Source organism: Curtobacterium sp. PhB128 (assembly GCF_004340725.1).
Lineage (GTDB): Bacteria > Actinomycetota > Actinomycetes > Actinomycetales > Microbacteriaceae > Curtobacterium.
Map to the genome: position 1 here is coordinate 35,607 of NZ_SLUR01000011.1, position 22,873 is coordinate 58,479.

19 protein-coding genes are annotated in these 22,873 nt (G+C 72.0%); 13 read left to right on the forward strand and 6 right to left on the reverse strand.

Going from position 1 to position 22,873, the window contains the following annotated elements:
• The first annotated feature begins 51 nt into the window (after positions 1-51).
• The 4 genes from EDF23_RS16485 to EDF23_RS16500 all read left to right on the forward strand — a co-directional run bounded on the left by EDF23_RS16485 (position 52) and on the right by EDF23_RS16500 (position 4,206).
• Positions 52-852 carry a biotin--[acetyl-CoA-carboxylase] ligase gene (locus EDF23_RS16485; RefSeq protein ID WP_131922399.1) on the forward strand — a complete coding sequence of 267 codons (801 nt, stop codon included), beginning with the start codon at positions 52-54 and terminating at the stop codon, positions 850-852.
• A 4-nt stretch (positions 853-856) separates the two neighbouring features.
• The gene (locus tag EDF23_RS16490; RefSeq protein ID WP_165901170.1) at positions 857-1,405 is read left to right on the forward strand and encodes a PH domain-containing protein; all 549 of its coding nucleotides are present in this window, start codon (positions 857-859) and stop codon (positions 1,403-1,405) included.
• A 66-nt stretch (positions 1,406-1,471) separates the two neighbouring features.
• Positions 1,472-2,779: a UDP-glucose/GDP-mannose dehydrogenase family protein gene (locus EDF23_RS16495; protein ID WP_131922404.1), complete on the forward strand. Its 1,308-nt coding sequence runs from the start codon at positions 1,472-1,474 to the stop codon at positions 2,777-2,779.
• 41 nt (positions 2,780-2,820) lie between these two features.
• Entirely contained in the window at positions 2,821-4,206 is a 1,386-nt protein-coding gene (locus tag EDF23_RS16500; protein WP_131922406.1) for a hypothetical protein, read from the forward strand.
• On the opposite strand, the gene EDF23_RS16505 is transcribed toward EDF23_RS16500, so the two are convergent.
• Entirely contained in the window at positions 4,173-5,360 is a 1,188-nt protein-coding gene (locus tag EDF23_RS16505; RefSeq protein WP_131922408.1) for a glycosyltransferase, read from the reverse strand. The two genes, EDF23_RS16500 and EDF23_RS16505, sit on opposite strands and share 34 nt — an antisense overlap.
• Before the next feature lie 48 nt (positions 5,361-5,408).
• Between EDF23_RS16505 and EDF23_RS16510 the strand changes: the two genes are divergently transcribed.
• Positions 5,409-6,632, forward strand: a complete 1,224-nt coding sequence (locus EDF23_RS16510; protein ID WP_165901171.1) for a polysaccharide pyruvyl transferase family protein — start codon at positions 5,409-5,411, stop codon at positions 6,630-6,632.
• Positions 6,633-7,209: 577 nt separating this feature from the next.
• Here EDF23_RS16510 and EDF23_RS16515 read toward each other — a convergent pair.
• Positions 7,210-8,235 carry a GH25 family lysozyme gene (locus tag EDF23_RS16515; protein ID WP_207895526.1) on the reverse strand — a complete coding sequence of 342 codons (1,026 nt, stop codon included), beginning with the start codon at positions 8,233-8,235 and terminating at the stop codon, positions 7,210-7,212.
• 143 nt (positions 8,236-8,378) lie between these two features.
• Positions 8,379-9,671 carry an acyltransferase gene (locus EDF23_RS16520; protein WP_165901172.1) on the reverse strand — a complete coding sequence of 431 codons (1,293 nt, stop codon included), beginning with the start codon at positions 9,669-9,671 and terminating at the stop codon, positions 8,379-8,381.
• Positions 9,672-9,787: 116 nt separating this feature from the next.
• Here EDF23_RS16520 and EDF23_RS16525 point away from each other — a divergent pair, with 116 nt between their 5' ends.
• The gene (locus EDF23_RS16525) at positions 9,788-11,650 is read left to right on the forward strand and encodes a hypothetical protein (RefSeq protein ID WP_131922410.1); all 1,863 of its coding nucleotides are present in this window, start codon (positions 9,788-9,790) and stop codon (positions 11,648-11,650) included.
• Positions 11,651-11,722: 72 nt separating this feature from the next.
• Positions 11,723-12,754 (forward strand): lysylphosphatidylglycerol synthase domain-containing protein, encoded by a 1,032-nt coding sequence (locus EDF23_RS16530; protein ID WP_165901173.1) that lies wholly within the window; start codon positions 11,723-11,725, stop codon positions 12,752-12,754.
• Between the two features lie 181 nt (positions 12,755-12,935).
• On the opposite strand, the gene EDF23_RS16535 is transcribed toward EDF23_RS16530, so the two are convergent.
• Entirely contained in the window at positions 12,936-14,489 is a 1,554-nt protein-coding gene (locus EDF23_RS16535) for a DUF2142 domain-containing protein (protein WP_131922412.1), read from the reverse strand.
• On the reverse strand, positions 14,486-14,971 hold the full coding sequence (locus EDF23_RS16540; protein ID WP_131881413.1) for a GtrA family protein: 486 nt from the start codon (positions 14,969-14,971) through the stop codon (positions 14,486-14,488). The genes EDF23_RS16535 and EDF23_RS16540 overlap by 4 nt, the downstream gene beginning before the upstream one ends.
• A gap of 113 nt (positions 14,972-15,084) precedes the next feature.
• Here EDF23_RS16540 and EDF23_RS16545 point away from each other — a divergent pair, with 113 nt between their 5' ends.
• The 6 genes from EDF23_RS16545 (at position 15,085) to EDF23_RS16570 (ending at position 21,515) form a co-directional block, all read left to right on the forward strand.
• Positions 15,085-16,221, forward strand: coding sequence for a 5-(carboxyamino)imidazole ribonucleotide synthase (locus EDF23_RS16545; RefSeq protein WP_131922414.1), 1,137 nt, complete (start codon positions 15,085-15,087; stop codon positions 16,219-16,221).
• A 123-nt stretch (positions 16,222-16,344) separates the two neighbouring features.
• Complete coding sequence (locus tag EDF23_RS16550) at positions 16,345-18,015, forward strand: glycoside hydrolase family 6 protein (RefSeq protein ID WP_165901174.1); 1,671 nt, start codon at positions 16,345-16,347, stop codon at positions 18,013-18,015.
• A 353-nt stretch (positions 18,016-18,368) separates the two neighbouring features.
• Positions 18,369-19,466: a hypothetical protein gene (locus EDF23_RS16555; protein WP_131922419.1), complete on the forward strand. Its 1,098-nt coding sequence runs from the start codon at positions 18,369-18,371 to the stop codon at positions 19,464-19,466.
• 9 nt (positions 19,467-19,475) lie between these two features.
• Positions 19,476-19,988 (forward strand): 5-(carboxyamino)imidazole ribonucleotide mutase, encoded by a 513-nt coding sequence (gene purE, locus EDF23_RS16560; protein ID WP_111086008.1) that lies wholly within the window; start codon positions 19,476-19,478, stop codon positions 19,986-19,988.
• Positions 19,989-20,230: 242 nt separating this feature from the next.
• On the forward strand, positions 20,231-20,509 hold the full coding sequence (locus tag EDF23_RS16565; RefSeq protein WP_131922422.1) for a hypothetical protein: 279 nt from the start codon (positions 20,231-20,233) through the stop codon (positions 20,507-20,509).
• Between the two features lie 250 nt (positions 20,510-20,759).
• Positions 20,760-21,515, forward strand: a complete 756-nt coding sequence (locus EDF23_RS16570; protein WP_131922425.1) for a glycoside hydrolase family 16 protein — start codon at positions 20,760-20,762, stop codon at positions 21,513-21,515.
• A gap of 38 nt (positions 21,516-21,553) precedes the next feature.
• On the opposite strand, the gene EDF23_RS16575 is transcribed toward EDF23_RS16570, so the two are convergent.
• Positions 21,554-22,696: a glycosyltransferase family 1 protein gene (locus tag EDF23_RS16575; protein ID WP_123292216.1), complete on the reverse strand. Its 1,143-nt coding sequence runs from the start codon at positions 22,694-22,696 to the stop codon at positions 21,554-21,556.
• Between the last annotated feature and the right edge of the window lie 177 nt (positions 22,697-22,873).

Consider the following 22,873-nt stretch of genomic DNA (forward strand, 5'->3'; position numbering starts at 1 on the left):
GTCGGGGCCGGTTGGAGGACCCCCACGGTTCCTGCCCGTACATTTGCGTGCATGTCCACATCCCCGTCGTCGTCGTTCCCCGCCACCAGCGAGGCGGTCCGGTCGGCGGGCGCGACCCTCACCGTCCCCGACGAGACCGGCTCGACCAACGCCGACCTGCTCGCCGTGGCGCCCGAGCAGCAGCACGGCAGCGTGGTCGCGACGCTCCACCAGACCGCGGGCCGGGGGCGCCTCGACCGCACGTGGAGCGCACCGGCGGGCGAGGCGCTGGCCGCGAGCCTGCTCGTGCGCGCCGTCCTCGCCGACCACGACCGTGGCTGGCTGCCCCTCGTCGCCGGCGCCGCCATGCGTGACGCGATCGCACGGGTGCTGCCCGCCGGCGCCGACGTCGCCGTCAAGTGGCCGAACGACGTCCAGGTCGCGGGCGACAAGGTGTGCGGCATCCTCTGCCAGGTCGCCTCCGACGGCAGCATCGTGGTCGGCGCCGGCGTGAACCTCACGATGCCCGCCGACCGCCTGCCGACCCCGACGTCGACGTCGCTGCTCGTGGCGGGCGCGGTCGACGACGCCCCCGCGTTGGCCGACGCGGTCCTGTCCGCCTTCCTGGCAGCCGTCCTGGAGGCCGTGGCCGCCCTGGTCGCCGGTGGTCCCGCCGCCGAGTCGGTCCGGTCCCACGTCCGCGCCGCGTGCGGCACGATCGGTCGCCGCATCCGCCTCGAGCTGCCCGACGGCACCGTGGAGGAGGCCGACGCCACCGGCATCGACGACGAGGGCCGCATCACGATCCGGGATCGAGCGGGTGACTCCAGGGGCGTCGCCGTGGGGGACGTCACCCACCTGCGGTATGCATGACGGCATGACCGCCGAGCCGCCGCCCGAACGCGTCGTCGCTCGCCTGCGACCGCACGCTCGTCGGCTCGTGCGCCCGGCGGTGTTCGTCGTGCTGGTCGTGGTCGCCGGCGGGTTCGGGTTCGGGGTGTTCCAGGCGCAGCTGGCATGGCTGAACGCCGTCATCGCAGGACTCGTCGTGGTGCTCGTGGTGTTCGGCGGCGCCGTGCCGCTGTTCCGCTGGATGTCCGAGCGGTACGTCGTCACGACCCGGCGGCTCGTCGTCGTGCACGGGCTCGGCACCCGGACCCGGCAGGAACTCCTGCACTCCCGCGGGTACGACGTGACGGTGCGCCGGCGCGGGCTCCAGGGCGTGTTCCGCTCCGGTGACGTCCTGGTGTTCCCGGGCGACGACCCCGCCGTGGTGCTCGCTGATGTCCCGCACGCCGACCTCGTGGTGGCCGTCCTGCACGACCTGGTCGAGGCGTACGAGGCCCGGCGGCGGCACCGCGAGCCGGACTGGGACGAGATCGTCGGCGGCCCGGACCGACCGTCGTGGGGCGACGTCCGCGCCTGACGCCGCCGCGACACCCTGGGTACCGCGGTGCTGGAACTCCCACGAGAAACCGGTACCTTCTTCGTCGTGCGTATCTCTGTCATCGGCTGCGGGTACCTCGGTGCCGTGCACGCCGCCTCCATGGCCAAGCTCGGACACGAGGTCGTCGCCGTCGACGTCGACCCGGCGAAGATCGAGCGGCTCGCTGCCGGAGAAGCCCCCTTCTTCGAACCCGGGCTCCCGGAGATCCTGACCGAGGCGCTCGCCTCCGGCCGGATCCGCTTCACCACCGACATGGCCGAGGTCGCCGGTGCCCGCGTGCACTTCCTCGCCGTCGGAACCCCGCAGAGCCCGACCGGTGCCGCGGACATGACCTACGTGAACGCCGCGGTCGCCGCGCTCGCCCCCTACCTGTCCGCCGACGAGTTCGTCGTCGGCAAGTCGACCGTCCCGGTCGGCACCGCCGCACGCCTCGCCGCCGAGGTGTCCGAGGCCGTGCCCGGGGCGACGCTCGTCTGGAACCCCGAGTTCCTGCGAGAGGGCTTCGCCGTGCAGGACACCATCAGCCCGGACCGCTTCGTCTACGGTGTGCCGGACGGTGACGCCGGGCAGGCCGCCGTCGACGCGCTCGACGAGGTCTACGCCGAGGCGCTCGCGTCCGGCACCCCCCGGCTCGTCGTCAACCTGCCCACCGCCGAGCTCGTCAAGATCAGCGCGAACGCGTTCCTCGCCACGAAGATCTCGTTCATCAACTCGATGGCCGAGATCGCCGAGGTCGCCGGCGCCGACGTCACCGCGCTCGCCGACGCCATCGGCCACGACGCCCGCATCGGCCGCAAGTTCCTCAACGCCGGCCTCGGCTTCGGCGGCGGGTGCCTGCCCAAGGACATCCGGGCGTTCCAGGCCCGGGCGAACGAGCTCGGCGTCGGGGAGTCCCTGGCGTTCCTGGCCGACGTCGACGCCACGAACCTGCGTCGTCGTGCGCACGTCGTCGAGCTGGCGCAGGAGCTGCTCGGCGGGGTCGTCAGCGGCAAGCGCGTCGCGGTCCTCGGTCTGGCCTTCAAGCCGAACTCGGACGACGTCCGTGACTCGCCCGCCCTCGACATCGCTGCGCGCCTGCACGAGCTCGGTGCCACGGTGTCCGCCTACGACCCCGAGGCCGTCGTCACCGCGCGTCGCGTGCACCCGGAGCTCGACTTCGTCGAGACGGCGGCGGACGCGCTGTCCGGCGCCGACCTGGTCCTGGTGCTGACCGAGTGGACCGAGTTCCGCGAGCTCGACGCGACCACGGTGGCGTCCCTGGTGTCGAGCCCGGTCGTCATCGACGGCCGCAACTGCCTCGACCGCGACGCCTGGACCGCCGCCGGGTTCACGTACCGCGGCATGGGGCGCTGACGCCGATCGTCGCGGACCGGCTCCGGCTGCTGTCCTCCGCCGTGCTGCGTCCCGCCGGGAGACTCCGCGGGCGCGACTGGGCGACCCCGGTCGTGCTCGCCGCCACCCTGCTCGTCCTGACGGCCTCGGTGGCGCGGACGTTCTCGTCGATGCCGCTCGCGAGCGTCGACGAGTCGGCCCACGTCGACTACGTCCTGCGCGTCTGGCACGGCCAGCTGCCGGTCCTGTCCGACGGCATCCGGTTCCGTCCGGGCTTCGGCGGGACACCGCCCGTCCAGTGGGTCGCCCAGCACCCGCCGCTCTACTACCTGCTGCTCGCCCCGGTGATGGGCCCGCTCGTCGACGCCGGGCACCCGGTGCAGGCCGTGGTGCTCGGCCGTCTGGCGAACGCCGTGTTCGTCGCCGCGATCGTGCCGGTCGCCGCCTGGGCTGCGGCCCGGTGCTTCCCCGGGGTCGTGCGGCTCCCGGGCACCGTGGCCGTCGTGACCGCGTCGACGAGCGTCCTCGTGGTGCAGGGCGGTGTCGTGTACAACGACTCGCTCGCAGCGTTGACCTGTGCGCTGGCGTGCGGCGTCGCCGGTGCAGCGCTCCGGTCCGGCGTGGGACCGGGGCTCGCCGTGGGCGGAGCGCTCGTGGCGGCGGCCGGCACGACCACCCGCCTGTCGTTCGCCCTGTGGCTCGTGGCGATCGTCGTCGCGTTCGCACTGGCCCGCACGGTCCGGTTCGGCAGGCTCCGCGGTGTCTGGGTCCGCGTCGTCGTCGCGGCGGTCCCGGTGCTCGCCGCCGCAGCCGCCTCCGGGTGGTTCTGGCTGCGGAACCAGGCCCTGACCGGCTCGTTCAGCGGTCGGCCGACCGCCTGGCCCGGGTACACCCCGCGGCCGCACTACTCCGAGGCCGAGGTCGTCTCGATGCTCGGCTTCTGGCGGCAGCTCTTCGCCCTGTACCGCGGCTCGTTGCCGATCGCGAGCCCGCTGCCGTGGGTGCTGCTGCTCGTCCCGGTGCTGCTGTTCGTCGCGGCCCTCGTGCTGCGGCGCCTGCGCCCCTGGGCACCTGACGACGACGACCGGTGGCCGCGCCGCCTCGTCGTCGCGATGCTCGTCGTGGTCACGCTGCTGTTCGTACTCGTCGAGATCCGCTACACCGCCGGGGGCGGCGCACCGCTCAACCGGTACACGCTCACGGTGCTGCTGCCGATCGCGTTCGCGATGGCGGCGGGCTTCCTCGCCTGGCGTCGTGCGGCGACGTGGCTCGTGCTGGTGTGGGGTGCCGCGGCCGTCCTGCCGACGTGGTCGCTCGTCCGGTTCGAGGGCTCCGAGCTCGTCGGGCACTCCGGCGCCGTCGTGGTGGTCGCGTTCGCGGCGGCGGTCTTGTGCGCCGCCGGGATGCTGGTGGCCTACGCGATGGCCGCGCGCAGCACCGCCCGGTAGCGCTCGCCGATCCGTTCGGTGGAGAACTCCGCCGCCGACACCACGGCCTGCTCCTGGTAGCGCGCCCGCGCGGCGTCGTCGGTGAGCACGCGCTGCAGTGCTGTCCGCAGCGCGAGGACGTCACCGGGGGGCACGAGGACCCCGGACACGTCGTCCTGCACGACGTCGCGGATGCCGGGCAGGTCGCTCGCGACGATCGCGGCACCGACGGCAGCGGCCTCGAGCAGGGTGACGGGCAGTCCCTCTTGGTCGCCGTTCGCCGCGGGGATCGACGGCACCGCCACGACGGTGGCCGCAGCCAGGGTCTCGAGCACCTCGGTGCGCCCGCGCTGGCCCAGGAACGTCACGGGCAGTCCGGCGGCCTGCTGCTCGAGCTGTGCCCGGTACGGGCCGTCGCCGACGACGGTGAGTCGCCAGGGCACGTCCTCGCCGAGTCCCCGCAGCGCCTCGATCAGGTTGCCGAAGCCCTTCTTCTCGACGAGCCGGCCGACCGCCACGACGTGGTGCTCCTGCGCGGGGACGCGGGCGCGGGTGTCACGGGCCGGGCCGAGGTCGACGCCCATCGGGATCACGGTCGACCGGGCCTCGGGCACGCCCCACTCGGTCAGCCGCTCGCGCATCTCGGAGTTCACAGTGGTGACGTGCGCCGAGCGGCCGAACACCCAGCGCTTCAGGCGGACCAGGGGAGCGGCACGGAGGGCGTAGATGTCCCCGCCGTGCGTCGTGACGACGATGGGGACACCAGGGGCTGCCAACGTCGCGACGAGCGCCTGCGGGATCGCCCAGTGCGCGTGGATGACGTCGGGCTTCGCGGAGCGGACCACGCGGCGGATCGCGAACCACTGCGCGAGCACCAGGGCCGGCACCTGCACGATGCGCGACCGGCGTTCCTTGAGGTTGTCGAGGATCGCGCCGTCGGCCAGGTCCTCGAACGCCTTCGGGAAGTACGGGAACCGCCGGACCCCGACGTCGCCGATGCGTTCGGTGGTGGCACCGCCCGGGACCCGCGGCGTGAGCACCATCGTGTCGAACTCGAGGGCCTCTTGGTGCGCGAGGTCGAGCACGAACGCCGGCACGCCGTCGTCCGGACGGGCCGGGAACGTCGAGCCGAGGACGAGCAGGCGGGGACGGGCGGAGGGGGTGGGGCGGGACATCGTGCCTTTCCGGGGGTCGCGGGGGACGGTCCGGTAGGCTCTCCACCCGTGCGCGTTCTGATCCACAATAGCGATTCGCCCCACAACCGCGGGGACCGGGCGATCCTCGCCGGCAACGTCGAGCTGGTCCGCAGGCGGTGGCCGGACGCCGAGATCGTCTCCCTGTCGCAGTACCCCGAGCGGGACGCCGCCTGGTTCGGGATCCGGTTCCTGCCGGTCTCGCCGTACAGCACCGGCATCGGCGACCTGTTCGCCCTGCTGCGTGCCGCGCGCAGCGCCGACGTCGTCCTCTGGGGCGGCGGCGAGATCCTCAAGGACTACACGAACAAGCTCGGCCTCGTGTACTGGTTCGGCAAGATGCTGCTCGTCCGCGCGGTGAACAAGAACCTGATCGGAGCCTTCCAGGGCATCGGTCCGACCACCGCCGGCGTCAGCAAGCGCCTGATCCGCGCCACCGTCGACCTGTGCCGCTCGTTCGCCGTCCGCGACGACGAGTCCCGCGAGAAGCTCCTGGCGTGGGGCGTCCGCACGCCGATCGTGTCGTCGTTCGACCCGGCCGTCGTCGGGACCGTCACCACGCCCGACGCCGACGTGCTCGAACGGCTCGAGCGCACCACCGGCCTGACCGCCGAGCGCCTCGAGGGTTCGATCGGCTTCGGCGTCCGCCGCTGGTTCCACTACAAGCGCAGCGGCTGGATCCCGTTCCGCTTCCTGCCGAAGCGCTTCCGGCAGACCGGCGTCGACAGCGACAAGCTCGTCACCTACCGCCAGGCCGTCGCCGACCTGGCCGACCGCGTCATCGACCGCTGGGACGCCGACGTCGTGTTCTACCCGATGCACATGGAGGCGTCGGAGGGCGACGCCGCCTTCGCCCGCGAGGTCATCGCCCTCATGCGGCACGCGGACCGCACCCACGTGGTCGAGGCCGACGAGTTCTCGCCGTCCGAGTACGCGGGCCTGATGTCCCGCAGCCGCCTGTTCCTGGCGAGCCGACTGCACTCCGCCATCGTCGCGACCATCGCCGGCGTCCCCGCCGCGGTGCTCTACTACGTCGACAAGGGCCGGCTGTTCTTCGAGCAGATGGGCCAGCAGGAGTTCTCGAAGCCGATCGAAGCAGCACTCGAGCCGACGTTCGTCGACGACGTGACGGCGCAGCTGGAGCGGCTCGACGCCGACCGCGACGCGGTCCGCGCGCAGCTCGCCGAGGGCGTGGCCCGGATGGCGACCGCGCTCGACGCCGACTTCGCCGAGGCGACCCGCGACGTCCGCTGACATGCGCGGCTCGCGATCGTGAGCCGATGACGGACGGGAGGCCCGTGGCGACACCGCCACGGGCCTCCCGTCCGTCCGGGCGAAGCTCGCCGGCGCGTGGTGCGTGGGCTGCGCATCGTGCGTGCATGGTCGTCTGGTGCGGGCTTGCCCGCTTGGTGCGCGGTTGTGTGTCGGCACGGGGCGTGCAACGGCGCACCGGGTGTCGGAGTCCGCACCGTGCGGCGGACGGGACGCCAGTGGCGCGCGGGCTGCGCGCCGTGCGTGCATGGTCGTCTGGTGCGGGCTTGCCCGCTTGGTGCGCGGTTGTGTGTCGGCACGGGGCGTGCAACGGCGCACCGAGTGTCGGAGTCCGCACCGTGCGGCGGACGGGAGGCCCGTGGCGCGCGGGCTGCGCATCGTGCGTGCATGGTCGTCTGGTGCGGGCTTGCCCGCTTGGTGCGCGGTTGTGTGTCGGCACGGGGCGTGCAACGGCGCACCGGGTGTCGGAGTCCGCACCGTGCGGCGGACGGGAGGCCCGTGGCGACACCGCCACGGGCCTCCCGTCCGTCATCCGCACCCGTTCAGGGCGTGACGCGCGTCACTCGGTCTTGGCCGCGAAGCGCTTCAGGTACGTGATGTCGTTCCGGTAGACGTCCTGGTCACCCGGGAGCACCCCGCTGGACGCCCACTGCCAGAAGGTCCACTTCGACCAGCTGCGCCCGAGCGTGCCCGGCGTGGTGAAGTTCTTCACGGGGTAGATCGCGACGAACAGCGGGTTCTTCGAGAACTGGTTGCTGTTGTTCGTGCAGCGCTTCCACCAGTCGGTGGTCGTGTAGATCGCGGGGTAGCGGTGGATCTTCTTGTAGACGGTGTTCGAGAAGTCCTTGATCCAGCTGCGCATCTGACCCCAGCTCTTGCCGTAGCAGGTGCCCTGGGCCGCGCTGCCGTACTCGATGTCGAGCAGGGGCGGCAGGGTCTTGCCGTCCTTGCTCCACTGCCCGCCGTGCGCGAAGAAGTAGTTCGCCGTCGCGGCGCCGCTCGCCTGGCTCGGCTGCGCGTACACGTAGCCGCCGCGGTACAGGTTCCGCTGCTTGGCGGTGGCGTACTGCTGCTTGTAGGTCGAGCTGACGTACGAGGTGCCCTCGGTCGCCTTGACGTAGGCGAACCGGGCGCCGTTGCGGTACGCCTGCAGGAAGTTGACGCTCGGCTGCCAGGCGCTGATGTCGAAGCCCTGGACGCGTCCCGGTGGTGGGCCGGAGGCGGTGGCGGCGGAGGAGGTGCTCAGCGACTGGGCGCTCACGCCACCGGCGGCGCTGTCCGGCGCGGTGACCGTGACGTGTGACTCTCCGGCGTGGGCGGCGATGCCGGCCCCCATGGTGTGGTTCCCGGTGCGGTCCATCTCGGCGATGGAGAGCTGCTCGGCTGCGGGTGCAGCGGGTGCAGCGGATGCAGCAGGTGCAGCGGATGCAGTGGGGGCGGGGGTCGCCGCCGCTGTCGTCGTGGCAGTCGGTGCCGGCGTTGCCGGGGTGGTCTCGGCGACCGCCGTCCCGCTGCCGAAGGTGATGGCCCCGGCGACGGCGGCAGCGGTGCCGAGTCCGAGGATCTTGGTGATCGGTGCGCGCATGTGGTCTCGTCTTCCCTGTCGAGATGCCGTGGGCCCCTGATCACCCACGCCGCGGTCCGAGCGATGCTACCTGGCGAGCGACCGTGCTGTCCGCCACGCGCAGGACGTCGGCGCAGGACGTGCTGCGGTACGCCGCGGGTGCGTCAGCGCGCGGTGCGGCTGCTCGCGTCGGGGGTGGCGGCGTCGCTCTCGACCTCGGGCAGGCGGCCGCGGTGCGAGACCTCGGCCGTGGCGTGCTTCTGCCGGCGGTTCATGAAGTTGCGCTCGACGAGCCACCAGAAGCCGATGCAGATGCCGATCACGACCGGGATCACGACGAACACCATCATCAGGAACTGGTACTTCGGGTACAGGCCGAGGGGCAGGAGCAGCAGGTTGCCGAGGCCCAGCAGCGGGCTGTGGAACAGGTAGATCGAGTACGACACCAGACCGGCGAGCACGAACGGCTTCCAGGCGAAGAAGCGGGCGAGCCAGGTGTGGTTGCCGGTGACCGCCTGGCGTCCCATCCAGGTGAGCAGGATGCCGGCGAGGATGCCGGTGACGACCTCGGACGGCCAGGTCTGGTGCTGCCAGTAGTCGCGGTTGCGGAAGAACACGAGCAGGGTCCCGAGGGCCATGGCACCGACGAACGCGCCGCTCGCCCACCGCGGGCCACCGAGCTTCGAGCGCTCGCGGACCACGCCGGACAGGTGCTCGTCGCGCGCCTTCACGGTCAGTTCGGCGGCGAGCATCCCCACTGCGAACAGGCCGACGAACCACGGGTGCATGAACGAGTAACGGCTCTCGGCGCCCATCCACATGCCGATGAGGACCAGGCTCGACGCCGTCGCCCACCCGCCGAAGACCCGCCACAGCGGCAGGATCAGCAGCGGCATCAGGAAGTAGATCTGCCACTCGACCGCGACCGTCCACATCGGGCCGTTGATCTTGCCGATGTACTGCGGGAAGAAGTCGTGCACCAGGAAGAAGTGCGTCAGGAACGTGCCCCAGCCCATCGGCAGCTTCGTGTCCCACTGCGTGCCGCCGGGCTGGCCGAGCACGGGGACGAACAGGATCAGCAGTGCGAACAGCACGAGCGACGCCCAGTACGGCGGGATGATGCGGCGGGCGCGACGCCAGACGAACTTCCAGAACCCGCCGGGCAGACGGTAGCGGTCGAACCGGGTCAGCACCGGCAGCATGAGCACGTAGCCGGACAGCACGATGAAGAGCGGGACGCCGAGGTAGCCCCAGCCGATGATCGGGCGCAGCCAGGGCAGCTCGGTCGGGCCGGTGCCGGTCGTCCCGGTGAAGAGGTACGCGTGGTAGAAGACCACCGCGAGTGCGGCCAGCCCCCGGAGTCCGTCCAGGTAGGGGAACTCGAGCCGGCCGCCGGCGCGGGGCGCGGGGGCAGCGGAGTCGGCTGCGGGTACTGCGGCGCGGGTTTCGGTGGCCAACGATCGTCCTCGTGGTGGTCGGAGCGGGGTCGCAGGCAGTCTCCCACACGCCGACCCGGCGCCGCGATCAGGCACCCTGTGCCTGGTGTTTCGGTTCGGATGTCATGATGAAGCACGTGACCTCGACGAGCGCAGCCGCAACGCAGATCACCCACGAGCCCGTCCACCGGCGTTCGGGGGCGGTTCCGAGCCGGTTCAAGCACGTCGTCGCGCCGGTCATCCTGGCGGTGCTGGTCGTCGTGGGCGTCGGGCTCAGCGCCGCCGTGGCGTACCACAACCGCCTCGGCGTGACGAACGTCGACGGCATCTCCTACATGGGCATCGCCCGGGAGTACGCGAACGGCTGGCTGCCCGACGCGATCAACGCCTACTGGTCGCCGATGGTGTCCTGGATGATGGCGCCGTTCATCGCGGCCGGCCTCGGCATGCAGACGGCCTTCGCGGTCGTGAACTGCTTCGCGGTCGCCGTCGTGCTCGGCGTCGGCGGCTGGCTGGTGTGGTCGCAGAACCACCGCATCGTGCCGGCCGTCCTCTTCATGGTCACCGCGATCCCGGCACTGATGAGCGCGGTGTCGGTGCAGACCCCCGACCTGCTCGTCGTCGCGTGGGTCGTCGGCTACCTGTGGGCACTCCGGTGGGCCGACCAGGCGTTGCACGGGTCGACGCGGGCCCGGTTGGTCTCCGGCGGGGTGCTCGGCGCGGTCGCGGCCATCGGGTACTTCGTGAAGCTCTTCCTGCTGCCGGTGGCGGTCGGCGCGGTGATCCTGTGGCTGCTGCTCCGGGTCTGGTCCGCACGACGCCGTCGTGAGCCGGTGCTGCACTGGTGGACGTCGCCCGTGGCCACGATCGTGGTCTTCGCCGTCGTCATCGCACCGTGGGTCGGTGCCCTGACCATGAAGTACGGGTCGCCGACCCTGGGCTCGTCGCTCTCGGTGAACATCGGCTCGAAGTTCGACGACGGCGGGCGTGCGACCGACTGGCCGTTCCTGCCCGTGCCGCCGAACTCGCACGCGTTCTCCCCGAACGAGGACTTCACCCCGTCGGTCTACAAGCAGGGCCCGATGGAGAACCCGGACCCGTCCGTGGTGCCGCCGACGACCGAGTCGACCACCGAGGACACCGCGCCGAAGGTCACGAAGGACTCCGGCATCGCGGCCCGCGCCGGCTACTACCTGCACGAGCGCATGCTCGCGCTGCCGTACTACCTGCAGAAGATCAGCACGTTCGCCCCCTTCGCGGCACCGATCGCCCTGCTCTTCGCCGCCGCCCTGGTGATCGGCGTGGTCCGGTTCCGCCGGTACGCGTTCACCTGCATCGTCGCGGCGACGACCCTCGTCTACTTCGTCGGCTACGGCATGATCACGTCGTCGTCGAGCGGTGGCGGGAACGCGCGCTACTACTGGCCGCTGTTCTACCTGACGGCGATGATCGGCGCGCTCATGCTGCCAGCCGTCTGGCGGTTGGTCCGACGACGCGGCGTGGTCCGGACGATCGTGGCGTGCGTCGCGATCGCCGTCGTCCCCGTGGCGTCGTTCACGCAGAACTGGATCGGGTCGCCGGCACCCTTCTACCCGTCGGTGAACCGCACCGAGGCGCTTCGCGTCACCGGCCCGACCGACGTCCCCGAGATCGTGCGGCTCGCCGACCAGATCCGGGCGAGTGGTGCCCTGCCCGAGGACGCCACCGTCATCGGCTCGAACTACCGGTCGCTGTCCTCATTGGCGTTCCTGACCGACACGCGTGTGTACGGTCGTTCAGGTCAGGGCTACACGTACCACTCGGACGCGATGCGCAAGCTGTTCATCGACGAGGGCGTGCAGTACTTCGTGCAGTTCGACCCCGCCAACGCGCCGGCACGCGACTACTCGATGGCCGGGAAGCTCGTCGGCACGTACAACGCGACGATCTCGTGCAGCGCCGACCGGTCCACGGATCCCGAGATCCCCTGCCGCGTCCAGATCGTCAAGTTCGCGAAGTAGCCGCCGCTCCAGGGAGCGCGCCACACCAGCGTCTACGATGACCTGGTCCCGAAGCCCGGCAGGAGACCACGTTTGTCAGGAACCACCAGCGACACCCCCGCGCCCGAGGGGAAGCGTCCGCCGACCTGGCGACGGTTCCTCGGCAAGGCGATCCCCATCGTCTTCTACGTGCTGCTCGCGGTCTTCCTCGTGCTGTACGTGCGGAGCGTCGACTGGGGGCAGCTCGCCGGGCTGGACTGGCAGTGGGGCTGGGTGATCCTGGCGACCGTGATCAGCCTGGGCTTCCGGTACTGGGGCGTCGGCATCTGGTTCTACCTGCTGCGGCGGCTCGGCGCGACCGGCCTCAAGGGCAGCGGCGTCACGCTGACCTACGTGTACGCGAAGTCCTGGATGGGCCGCTACATCCCCGGGGCCGCGACCTGGATCATCGGCAAGGTCTACTTCGCCTCGAAGCACGGCGTCTCGAAGGCCCGGCTCGGCGTCAGCGGCCTGCTCGAGGGCGCGCTGCAGATCGCCGCCACCCTCGCCCTGGCGCTCGTCCTGCTGCTCATCGACCCCCGCACGCACGCGCTCAGCCCGTGGCTCATCGCGTTGATGATCGCGGCGTTCGTCGCCTGCGTCGTCTGCCTGATCCCGCGGGTCTTCGTGTTCCTGATCGGCATCGCGCTGAAGATCCTGCGCCGCAAGCCGCTCGAGGCCGACGTCCGCCCGAACCTCGGCACCGTCCTCGGCGGTGCCGGTCTGTACGTCGCCGGTGCGATCCTGTCGGGCACGGCGTACTACTTCATCACCCTCGGGGTGTACCCGTCGCTCAAGCTCAGCGACGCGGCGTTCGTCATCGGTGCCGCGAGCATGGCCTCGGCGATCAGCATGCTGGCCGTGTTCGCCCCCGGCGGCCTCGGCGTCCGCGAGGGCGTGCAGGCCCTGCTCCTCACCCTCGTCATGCCGCCGGGGATCGCCCTGGTCGTTGTCGTCGTCACCCGCGTGTGGAGCCTGGCGGTCGACGGCCTGTTCCTGCTCTGCGCCGCAGCACCGACCTGGTTCCGCCGTGGTCGTCCGACCGACGACCCGTCGGCCGTCGAGGGCAGCGCCCCCGCCGCCTGACCCGCACTTCGTGAGCAGGAATGGTCGGGTCCGCGGTGCGCGACCCGACCATTCCTGCTCACCATCCGGGGGCACGCGACGCGCGTGACGACCGAGACGGGAGGCCCGGTGCCAGCTGGCACCGGGCCTCCCGTCCGTCTGGTGGGGCGTCCACCCCGTCAGCCGCACGCCCGACGTGTGGTCAGGACGCGGGGGCGTCCACCCGACGGTCGGCGCGGGCGACCTGGACGACCGACGCGACCAGGCCGACGGCCACCAGCGCGACCACGGCCACGAGCACTGCGGGCGGCACCGGCCCGATCTCCGTGTAGCGGAGCAGCCCGCGCCCCGTCACCGGGAACAGGGCGGCGTTCCAGAACCACGCCGACGCCACCGCGAAGCCGTACACGCCCACGGCGGGCAGCAGGACGGCCAGCGCCACCGCGACCCACGAGCGTGCGCGTCCGGCTGGCACCAGGCGACGCCAGGCCAGGGCGCTCAGCACGATCAGGCAGACGATCGCGGGGAAGTAGTAGCGCCCCTGGGTCGCAGCGACCTCGGTGGTGGTGAGGTACGAGTGCGCGCTCGTCCGGTTCTGGATGCCGATGAGCAGCGCCGGGAACACCGCCAGGCACAGGGCCACCCGCAGGTCGGGGCCCCGCCGGAACGCCCAGCCGACGAGCACGACGAGCGCGATCACCGTCAGGACGGCCGTGAGCAGGTCACCCATGCTGACCTGTGCGCGACCGCCGAAGCTGCCCCAGAACGTGCGCGCGAGCGTGCCCCAGCTGACGTCGAGGAAGTGCCCGAGCGTCGGGTGCTCGCCGGGCGGGAAGTCCTTCGGCGGACGCATCGCCGTGTAGCCGTTCGGCTGGATCCGGCCGTAGGCGAACCAGTTGTGCACCCACCACCACGCCCCGATGCCGCCGGACACGGCCATCGTCACCACGGTGCGGACCACCCGTTGCCGCAGCGACAGCACCCCGGCGCCGGCGAAGAGCACGACCACCGCCACGAACGGCACGGCGGGCAGTCCAGTGCCCTTGATCCAGACCAGGGCGCCGAGCACCACCGCGAGCGCGATGGTGGTGCGCCACCGGGTGTCACCGGTGAGCAGCCGGGTGGCGAGCCACACGACGATCCCGGCGACGAGCAGGACGGGGGCGTCGTTCGAGAACGAGGAACCGATGGACGCGAGCTCGGGCGTCGCGAACACCGCGAGCCCACCGACGAGCGCGGCCCGCGGCGACCGGGTCACGCGGCGGACGGACGCCCACGCCAGCAGCGGCAGTGCGGTGACGGCGAGGACGTCGGCGAGCCGCAGCGCGGTGAACGCCCGGTCCCACCGCAGGTCGCCGAAGTCCACGGCACGGAGCACGGCGGCACCGGCGAGGTAGGCGGTCGGCGGGTGCTGGGTCATCTGGTTGACGGTCGACGACGGCCCGGGGGCGTTCTGCAGCAGCTCGCTGACGGTCGACCACTCGCTGGACGGCTTCGTCGCCTGCTCGACCTTCGCGGCCTGCACCGCGTTGGTGACGTACAGGTCGCCCGGGGCGGCCCAGGCGTCTCCGAGCGCGACGTGCACGGCGGCGTCGATGTGCGCCGTCTCGTCCGGGGCCTCGAAGACCGGGACGATCAGCGCCCAGGCGACGAGCCACAGGCCGAAGGTCGCCGTGACGACGGCGATCGCCACACGCTCCCAGCGGGCGGTGCGGGGTGGTGCGGTGGTGCTGGTGGTGGTCTCGTGGGCCGTCACCCGGTCGAGTCTAGGGCGCGCCCCTCGGGTGCGACGTCCGCGGCGGCGGGCTCGGAGCCGGTCCGCTCGGGGTGGTACACCCACACCTTGTAGAGCCAGAAGCGGAACACCGTGCCGAGCACCAGGCCGACGATGTTCGCGACGTTGTCGGCGAAGACCGAGGTCAGTCCCATCACGTAGTGGGACACCCCGAGGCACGCGAGCGCGATGACCATGCCGCCGAGCGAGACGACGACGAACTCGATGCCCTCGCGGGTGGCGACGGCACGGCGCTGCTCGCGGAACGTCCAGTACCGGTTGCCCATCCAGTTGACGAAGATGGCGATGACGGTGGAGATCACCTTCGCCCAGAACGGCCCGGAGTGCACCTCGTCGGGGTTCAGGACGGTGATGCGCAGCACGTTGAACACCGTGGTGTCCACGACGAAGCCGACGGCACCGACCACGCCGAAGCGTGCCAGTTGGGCAATGAGGCGCCGCACGTGCCCTCCAGGATCCGTAGAGTTGTCGCGGGCCGTGCACAACGCGACCCGAACAGCGATTGTAGACAACGCGTTCACCCTCGATGGTGCGAACGCCGGAAGGATCACACAGCATGGCGTTGCGCGTCGGGGTCATCGGTGGGGGACAGCTGGCACGGATGATGGTGCCGGCGGCCGTCGAGCTGGGGATCGACATCCGGGTCCTCGCCGAGGGGCCGGGCATGTCGGCCGCCATCGCCGCCACGGCCGAGGGCGACTACCACGACGCCGCGACGGTGCTGGCGTTCGCCCGCAACGTCGACGTGGTGACGTTCGACCACGAGCACGTGCCCCAGGACGTCCTGCGCGCCCTGGTCGACGCCGGCGTGGCCGTCCGCCCCGGACCCGGTCCGCTGGCCGTCGCCCAGGACAAGATCACGATGCGCACGAAGCTCTCCGAGCTCGGCCTGCCGGTGCCGGACTGGGCCGCGGTGCACGACCCCGACGAGCTCCGGGCCTTCCTCGACGAGCACGGCGGCCGCGCGGTCGTGAAGACGCCCCGCGGTGGCTACGACGGCAAGGGCGTCCGGGTCGTGTCCGACCCGTCGGACGTCGACGACTGGTTCATCGCCGTCGCCGAGGCCGGCGGCGGGCAGGCCCTGCTCGCCGAGGAGCTCGTCCCGTTCACCCGCGAACTCGCGCAGTCCGTGGCCCGCCGCCCCTCCGGCCAGGTCGTCGCGTGGCCGCTGGTCGAGACCGTGCAGCGCGACGGGGTCTGCGCCGAGGTCATCGCCCCCGCGCCCGACAGCGCCGGACGCATCGCCGACGTGACGGAATCGATCGCGGTCCGGATCGCCGAGGAGCTCGGGGCCACCGGGGTCCTGGCCGTCGAACTGTTCCAGACCGCCGACGAGCGCATCCTCATCAACGAACTCGCGATGCGACCGCACAACACCGGTCACTGGACGATCGATGGTGCGACGACGAGCCAGTTCGAGCAGCACCTGCGTGCCGTCCTCGACCTGCCGCTCGGTGCCACCGGGTCGTTCGCCCCGGCCGCCGTGATGATCAACGTGCTCGGCGGACCGGCCGACGGCGACCTCGCCGCCCGGTACCCGGCCGCGCTCGAGGCGTTCCCCGAGGCGAAGTACCACTTCTACGGCAAGGCCCCCCGGCCGGGCCGGAAGATCGGGCACGTCACCGTGATCGGTGAGGACGTCGACGACGTCGTCTACCGGGCACGCGCGGCCGCGGCGCACTTCGACGACTGACGATCGGGTGTCGGCACTGTTGCCGACACCCGCTCGGGTGCCACCCGCACTGGCGGCTGGCCGCCACTGCGGGCGCATGGTGCCATGGACGGGTCAGGGGTCCGATCGTCCAGGGGAGTGTCCATGCGCCGCCGTCCGCGCCGTGTCGTCGTCTGCGGCGCCGCCGTCGCACTCACCGCCCTCGTCGGCGGGCTGCTGCCCGTCGCGTTCGGGTCGAGCGCCACCGCCGCGACGTCCGCGACGACCATCCGCTCCGCATCGGCTGCGTCGCTGTACGGTGCCGGTCCGTACCGGTCGCCCACGAGCGAGGCAGCGAAGGCGGCCACCGCGCTCGCCGCCTCGGACCCCGCTGGTGCCGCCGCGGCGTCGACCATCGCCCGGTACTCCGTCGCGACGTGGCTCGGCGAGTGGACGCAGGGGACCCAGCTGACCAAGACGATCAGCACGGCGGTCTCGGGGGCCGAGCAGTCCGGCACCACCCCGGTGTTCGTGCTGTACGCGATCCCGGACCGGGACTGCGGCGGGTACTCCGCCGGAGGGTTCTCCGAGGCCTCCTACGACGCCTGGGTCGACCAGGTCACCGCGGCGCTCGCCGGACACCGCGCCGCCGTGATCGTCGAGCCGGACTCCCTCGCGATGCTCAGCAACGCGAAGTGCAGCACCACGCTCGACGAGCAGCGCTACCGGATCCTGTCCCGCACCGTCGCCGGGCTCACCGCCGCCGGGGTGCCGGCCTACCTCGACGCCGGCAACTCGAACTGGGTGCCGCCCGCGACGATGGCCGCACGGCTGAACAGCGCCGGCGTGCAGCAGGCCCGCGGGTTCTTCACGAACGTCGCGAACTACTACCCGACCGCGCAGGAACAGGCCTACGCGCAGAAGGTCTCCGGTGCGACCGGGGGATCGCACTACGTGATCGACACCTCGCGGAACGGGCAGGGCTGGCGGGGGACCTGGTGCAACGGTCCTGGCGCCGGACTCGGCACCTCGCCCCGGGTCGCCACCGACGGCACCGCGCTCGACGCCCTGCTGTGGGTGAAGACCCCGGGCGCGAGCGACGGCACCTGCAACGGCGCCCCCGCCGCGGGCAAGTGGTGGTCCTCCTACGCCCAGGCCCTCGTCGCGAACGCCCGGCTCGGGGTCCCCGCGGCCGACCTCGCGCCGCAGGGTTCGCTCGAGGTCGTCGCCGGCACCGGTGGCGGCGTCCGGGTCCGGGGATGGGCCTTCGACGAGGACGACCCCACGCAGCCCGTCCGGGTCCGTGCCACCGTCGACGGCGTCGCCGCTGGAGCCGTGACCGCCGGACTCCGCCGCACCGACGTCGACGCCGCCGCGGGCGTCGGGGCGACCCACGGCTTCGAGGCCGTCGTCCCGACTGCCGCTGGCGCTCGCCGGGTCTGCGTGACCGCGGTGAACATCGGCGCCGGGTCGGACACCACGCTCGGGTGCGCCACCGTCCGCGCCTTCCGGCACGACCCCTACGTCGCGCTCGAGTCGGTGACGGGGAAGAAGGGCGGCATCAGTGTCCGTGGCTGGGCCTTCGACGGTGACGCCGTGTCCTCCGCCAGCACGGTCGCGATCACGGTCGACGGCAGGAGGGTGACGTCGTTGTCGGCGGGACGCGTGCGCGCCGACGTCGACCGGACGTGGGGGTCCGGAACGAAGCACGGCTTCGCCGGCACCGTCGCCCTCAAGGCCGGCAAGCGGACCGTCTGCGCGGTCGCGCGCAACACCGGCACCGGGAAGGACCGGAAGTCGAGCCCCTGCCGGACGGTGACGGTGGCGCGGCGCTGACCGCTCGGGCCCGTTCCGCTGGCAACCCCGCACCGTGCGAGGTGCGAGGTGCCGGTGCTGCCGTCGCACGGTGCGGCACTGCTCACTCGGTGCGAGGTTGATCGCTGGGTGCGGTCATGCAGGCTCGCACGGAGCGGTCAGCGACGACAGGAGTGGGGAACGGGGCACGGTGCTCGCCTGTTCTCCTCCCTGCGCACGGTGCGGCACTGCTCACTCGGTGCGAGGTTGATCGCTGGGTGCGGTCATGCAGGCTCGCACGGATCGGTCAGCGGGCTCCCCGGCGACGAACTCCGCACGGTGCGCGTCCGATCACTGCGTGCGAGCCAGGTCGCCCGGTGCGAGAGGATGGGCACATGCCGCGTGATCTCGTCCGCCGGGCCGCTCGTCGACTCCGCCGGGTCGTCGCCGGGACGCCCCCCGTGCCCGCTCCGCTGCCGGTCCTCGGCTACGTCGTCGCGGGCGGTGACGGCGCCCACCCCGCATCCGCCCACGTGCGCGTCGTCCGGCGCACCGAGCACCTGGCGGCCAGTGGCACGGCCGAGGTCCGCCAAGTCGACCCCGTCGCGTTCGTCGACGGGACCGACACGACGTCGTACGCCGCCGTCCTGGTGCAGCGCGACATCCTGCCGCGCGACGCCGTGCAGCCCTTCCTCGCGGCGGCTGCGGCCCGCGGCGTCCGCGTCGTCGGCGAGGTCGACGACGACTTCTTCACCGAGTCCGGCCGCCAGCGCCTCGCCCGCGCCGAGTACGACCCGGACCGCCTCGCCTCGATCGACGCACTGGTCCGCGGTGCCGACACGGTCGTCGTGAGCACACCGGAACTGGCCGAGGTCGTGCGCCCGGTCGCCCGCGACGTCACGGTCGTGTCGAACGCCCTCGACCCGGGGCTGTGGACCGCCGGCGCGACCGAGGACGACGACGATCGCCCCGGAGCAGAGCACCGGGTGCTCTACATGGGCACGCTCACCCACGCCGCCGACCTCGAACTCCTGCGCGACGTCTTCACCGACCTGACGACCACCGACGGCACGCCGATCCGGCTCGAGGTCATCGGTGTGACCGACGAGGGCGGCGCCGACTGGTTCCGCCGCGTCGAGGTGCCGGACGGCCACTACCCGGCGTTCTCCCGCTGGCTCGTGGCGCACCGGGAGCGCTGGCGTGCCGGTGTCGCGCCACTGCGTGACGAGGAGTTCAACCGCGCGAAGAGCGACCTGAAGTTCCTCGAGTACACCGCACTCGGACTGCCCGCAGTGGTCTCGGACCGGCCCTCCTACGCCGTGGCGCGGGCCCACGGGGCCGTCGCGGTGCCGGACGACGTCGGGGCCTGGCGTGGTGCGGTGCGCGCCGCTGTCGAGCGCGGGACGGCCGACGAACGGGCGGTCCGGTGGGTCACGGGGGAGCGCACGATCGGCCGTGACGACGACGCCTGGCGCCGCGTGCTGCTCGGCTAGGCTCGTCGTGTGACCGACACCGACGCACCCGTCCAGCCGCTCGTCTCGATCATCATGGGGTCGGACTCCGACTGGCCGACGATGCGCGCTGCGGCCGACATCCTGGCCGAGCTCGGCATCCCGTTCGAGGCGGACGTCGTGTCGGCGCACCGCACGCCCGACAAGATGACCCGGTTCGCACGCGGCGCCGCCGAGCGCGGCATCCGCGTCGTGATCGCCGGTGCCGGTGGCGCCGCGCACCTGCCGGGCATGGTGGCCTCGATGACGACGCTGCCCGTCATCGGTGTCCCGGTGCAGCTCGCACGCCTCGACGGCCTCGACTCGCTGCTGTCGATCGTGCAGATGCCGGCCGGTATCCCGGTGGCGACGATGGCGATCAACGGTGCCGCGAACGCCGGACTCCTCGCCGCGCGGATCATCGGCACCTCGGAGCCCGCGGTCGCGGCTCGCCTGACCGAGTACGCCGACGGCCTCGAGCGACTGGTCGAGGAGAAGGCCGCGCGCCTGCGCGACTCCCTCTAGCGTTCCGCGCGCCTGCGCGACTCCCTCTAGCGTTCCGCGCGCCTGCGCGACTCCCTCGAGCGTTCCGCGCGGGTGGCCCCGGGACCGTCGAACGGGTTCCCGCCGTTCAGGACGCCGTACGCGATCGCGTTCGTCCGGTCGGCGCAGGCACGGTCGAGCGTCCGCGTCGCTGTCCGGACGACCTCGCCGGTGATCGGTCGGCCGCATTCCTCGCATCGGGTCATGCGCGCTACGCTACCGCCATGCCCGCTCGTCTCCGTCGCCACACCGCCACCCTCGTCCTGGTCGGTGTCGCGGTCGTCGCCGCCGTGGTGGGCGCCGTCGCCGCACGGGGCGCCGGACCGGTGTCCTGGTGGATCCGAGGCACGGACGAGCACGTCGTCGCGACGAAGTCGCAGTTCGAGTCGTGGCTCCTGGCGTCGCACGTGGCCGAGGTCGCAGCGGTGGTCGCGGTCGTCGCTGTCCTCGCCGCGGTCGTCACCGCGGTCGTGTCGTCCCGCCGCCGTCGCACGCGGGTCTGAACACCACCGCCTGCCGGAGCCCACGAGTCGCCGGCAGCCCCAGAACGGGGGACGCAACACGGCGCTGATCAGCACTTCTTCGACGTAGACGGAACGTTCTGCAACCCCCGCGTACTGGGGATAAAGCGGTTCTGTCAACCCCGCGCGCGGGCTGCATTTCGCAACTACGGTGAACGGCGGGTGGTCGAGATCCGGCCGCCCGGCACCCACGGGAACGGGTGCGAACCGTCACGTCAGGGAGTGACAGCTCATGCAGAAACGTGCAACCAAGCGGGCCGCACTCACCGTCGTGCTCCTCAGCGCCGCACTCGTCGCAGGACCGCTCGGCACGGGAACCGCAGCGTCCGCCAGCTCGGCACCGATCGGCAACGTCGGGAACTTCAAGCAGACCTTCCGCGAGAACTTCAGCACGGCGGCGGCGGCCAAGGGGAAGTTCGCCACGACCTACGCGAAGTCGTGGCAGCCCTACCCGGACGGCACCGGGGGCATGTACTATTCGGGCGCCCAGATCAGCTCGCACAACGGGTACATGGACGTCAAGCTGGACGGCAAGCACGGCGCTGCCGGCACCTTCGGCACCCCGTCGGGTGCATGGGGGCACAAGGGCGGCAAGTTCATCGTCCGCGCCAAGGCGACCGGCGGCGACGGGAACGGCGCCGCGTTCATGCTCTGGCCGTCGTCCGACAAGTGGTCGGACGGCGAGATCGACTACCCCGAGGCGAACTTCGAGCAGCAGCCGATGCTGCACCACCACTCGATGACCCCCGGCCAGGAGGTCAACGCGACGAGCCTGAGCACCGGCGTCTCGTGGCGGTCGTGGCACACGTACTCGATCGAGTGGATCCCGGGGAAGTCAGTGCGCTACCGCCTCGACGGCAAGGTGATCAAGACGATCACGAAGCACGTGCCGAAGACCGCGCACCGGTACATGTTCCAGGTCGGCAACTGGGGCGCCACCGGTCACCTGTACATCGACTGGGTCAGCACGTACACGTACAAGAAGTGACGTGCATCTCCGAGGAGTGACGCGACGGCCGCGCCGGCTCAGAGGTCGGCGTGCAGCTGCCAGGTCTCGGCGGCGGAGTCGCTCCAGTCGTACATCCGGGCACGGTCCGGCCCGGCGACGGCGAGCTGCCCCGCGAGCAACGGGTCGTTGACGACCTGGTACACCGCCTGCGCGATCCGCTCCGGGTAGGAGTCCCGCGGGTTCCGGGCGACGGTCACCCCGGCGTCGGACGCGACCTCGGCCACCGCGGGGTCGTCGGAGTGGATGACCGGGGTGCCGAAGCTCATCGCCTCGATCACGGGCAGGCCGAAGCCCTCGGCGAAGCTCGGGAACACGAACACCGTGGCCCGGTCGTAGACCACGGCGAGGTCGGCGTCGTCGATCCGCCCGAGCACCTTCACCCGGTCGCGGGCGAGCCCGGCGCGCTCGGCGGTGCCGTACACGTCGACGTCGCCCCAGCCGTCCGGGCCGGAGATCACGAGCGGGATGTCGGCGGGGGCGTCGGGGTGCGCGAGCGCCTCGATCAGGGACCCGAGCGCCTTGCGTGGTTCGAGCGTGCCGACTGCCAGCACGTAGCGGTCCGGCAGACCGAGACGCTCGGCGCGCAGGTCGGCGTCGACGGGCAGCCGCAGCCGACCGCTCGGAGCTCCGCCGATGACGCGCAGTCGGTCGTCGAACCGGTGGATCTCGTTCAGTGCGCTCGCGACCGCGTGGGTGGGGACGACGACGGCGTCGGCGTGCTTCCACGCGCGCTTCACCATCGCCTTGTGGAAGTGGACGCCGCGGGGCGTCAGGGTCTCGGGGTTCGTCCACGGCACGGTGTCGTGCACGGTGACGACGGTCTGCCGGCCCGGGTCCTGGAACCGGTCGTGCTTGACCAGGGGAGCGAGGACGCTCGGCGCGTGCACCATGCCCTTCGCGATGCCACCGACGAAGCCGCCCTGCCACGCGAGCGAGAGTTCACGACGGGCCAGCGGCAGACGCTGCAGGTCGGACAGCCCGGGCAGCAGGGTGCGCAGGTGGGCCATCTCGTCGGAGCTGACCGCGGACACGACCCCGGCGACGTCGCAGCCGCTCGGCGCGTTCGCGACGAGGTGCCGGGCGAGCTCTTCGGCGTACCGCCCGATGCCACCCGGAACGGGTGCGACGACCTGGTCGACGAGGACGTGGAGGGTGGTCATGGTGCTGCTCTCCTCGTCGTGGTGATGGGGCCGAGGACCGGCCCGGCGCCCGGCTGCCCGACCCTACCAGGGCCGGTGGGCCGCCCCCTGGAAGCCGCGGCAGGAGACCGGGACGGGAGGCCCGGATCACGTTCGCGACGCGGCGGACGTGATCCGGGCCTCCCGGTCGACTGCCGT

What these genes read in the sequence shown, in the direction of transcription:
- EDF23_RS16505 (WP_131922408.1), bottom strand. Translation starts at nt 5,360, where the DNA reads ATGTCCCGCCCCACCCCCTCCGCCCGTCCCCGCCTGCTCGTCCTCGGC.
- EDF23_RS16565 (WP_131922422.1), top strand. Translation starts at nt 20,231, where the DNA reads ATGCCCGCTCGTCTCCGTCGCCACACCGCCACCCTCGTCCTGGTCGGT.
- EDF23_RS16485 (WP_131922399.1), top strand. Translation starts at nt 52, where the DNA reads ATGTCCACATCCCCGTCGTCGTCGTTCCCCGCCACCAGCGAGGCGGTC.
- EDF23_RS16545 (WP_131922414.1), top strand. Translation starts at nt 15,085, where the DNA reads ATGGCGTTGCGCGTCGGGGTCATCGGTGGGGGACAGCTGGCACGGATG.
- EDF23_RS16515 (WP_207895526.1), bottom strand. Translation starts at nt 8,235, where the DNA reads ATGCGCGCACCGATCACCAAGATCCTCGGACTCGGCACCGCTGCCGCC.
- EDF23_RS16550 (WP_165901174.1), top strand. Translation starts at nt 16,345, where the DNA reads ATGCGCCGCCGTCCGCGCCGTGTCGTCGTCTGCGGCGCCGCCGTCGCA.
- EDF23_RS16575 (WP_123292216.1), bottom strand. Translation starts at nt 22,696, where the DNA reads ATGACCACCCTCCACGTCCTCGTCGACCAGGTCGTCGCACCCGTTCCG.
- EDF23_RS16570 (WP_131922425.1), top strand. Translation starts at nt 20,760, where the DNA reads ATGCAGAAACGTGCAACCAAGCGGGCCGCACTCACCGTCGTGCTCCTC.
- EDF23_RS16490 (WP_165901170.1), top strand. Translation starts at nt 857, where the DNA reads ATGACCGCCGAGCCGCCGCCCGAACGCGTCGTCGCTCGCCTGCGACCG.
- EDF23_RS16555 (WP_131922419.1), top strand. Translation starts at nt 18,369, where the DNA reads ATGCCGCGTGATCTCGTCCGCCGGGCCGCTCGTCGACTCCGCCGGGTC.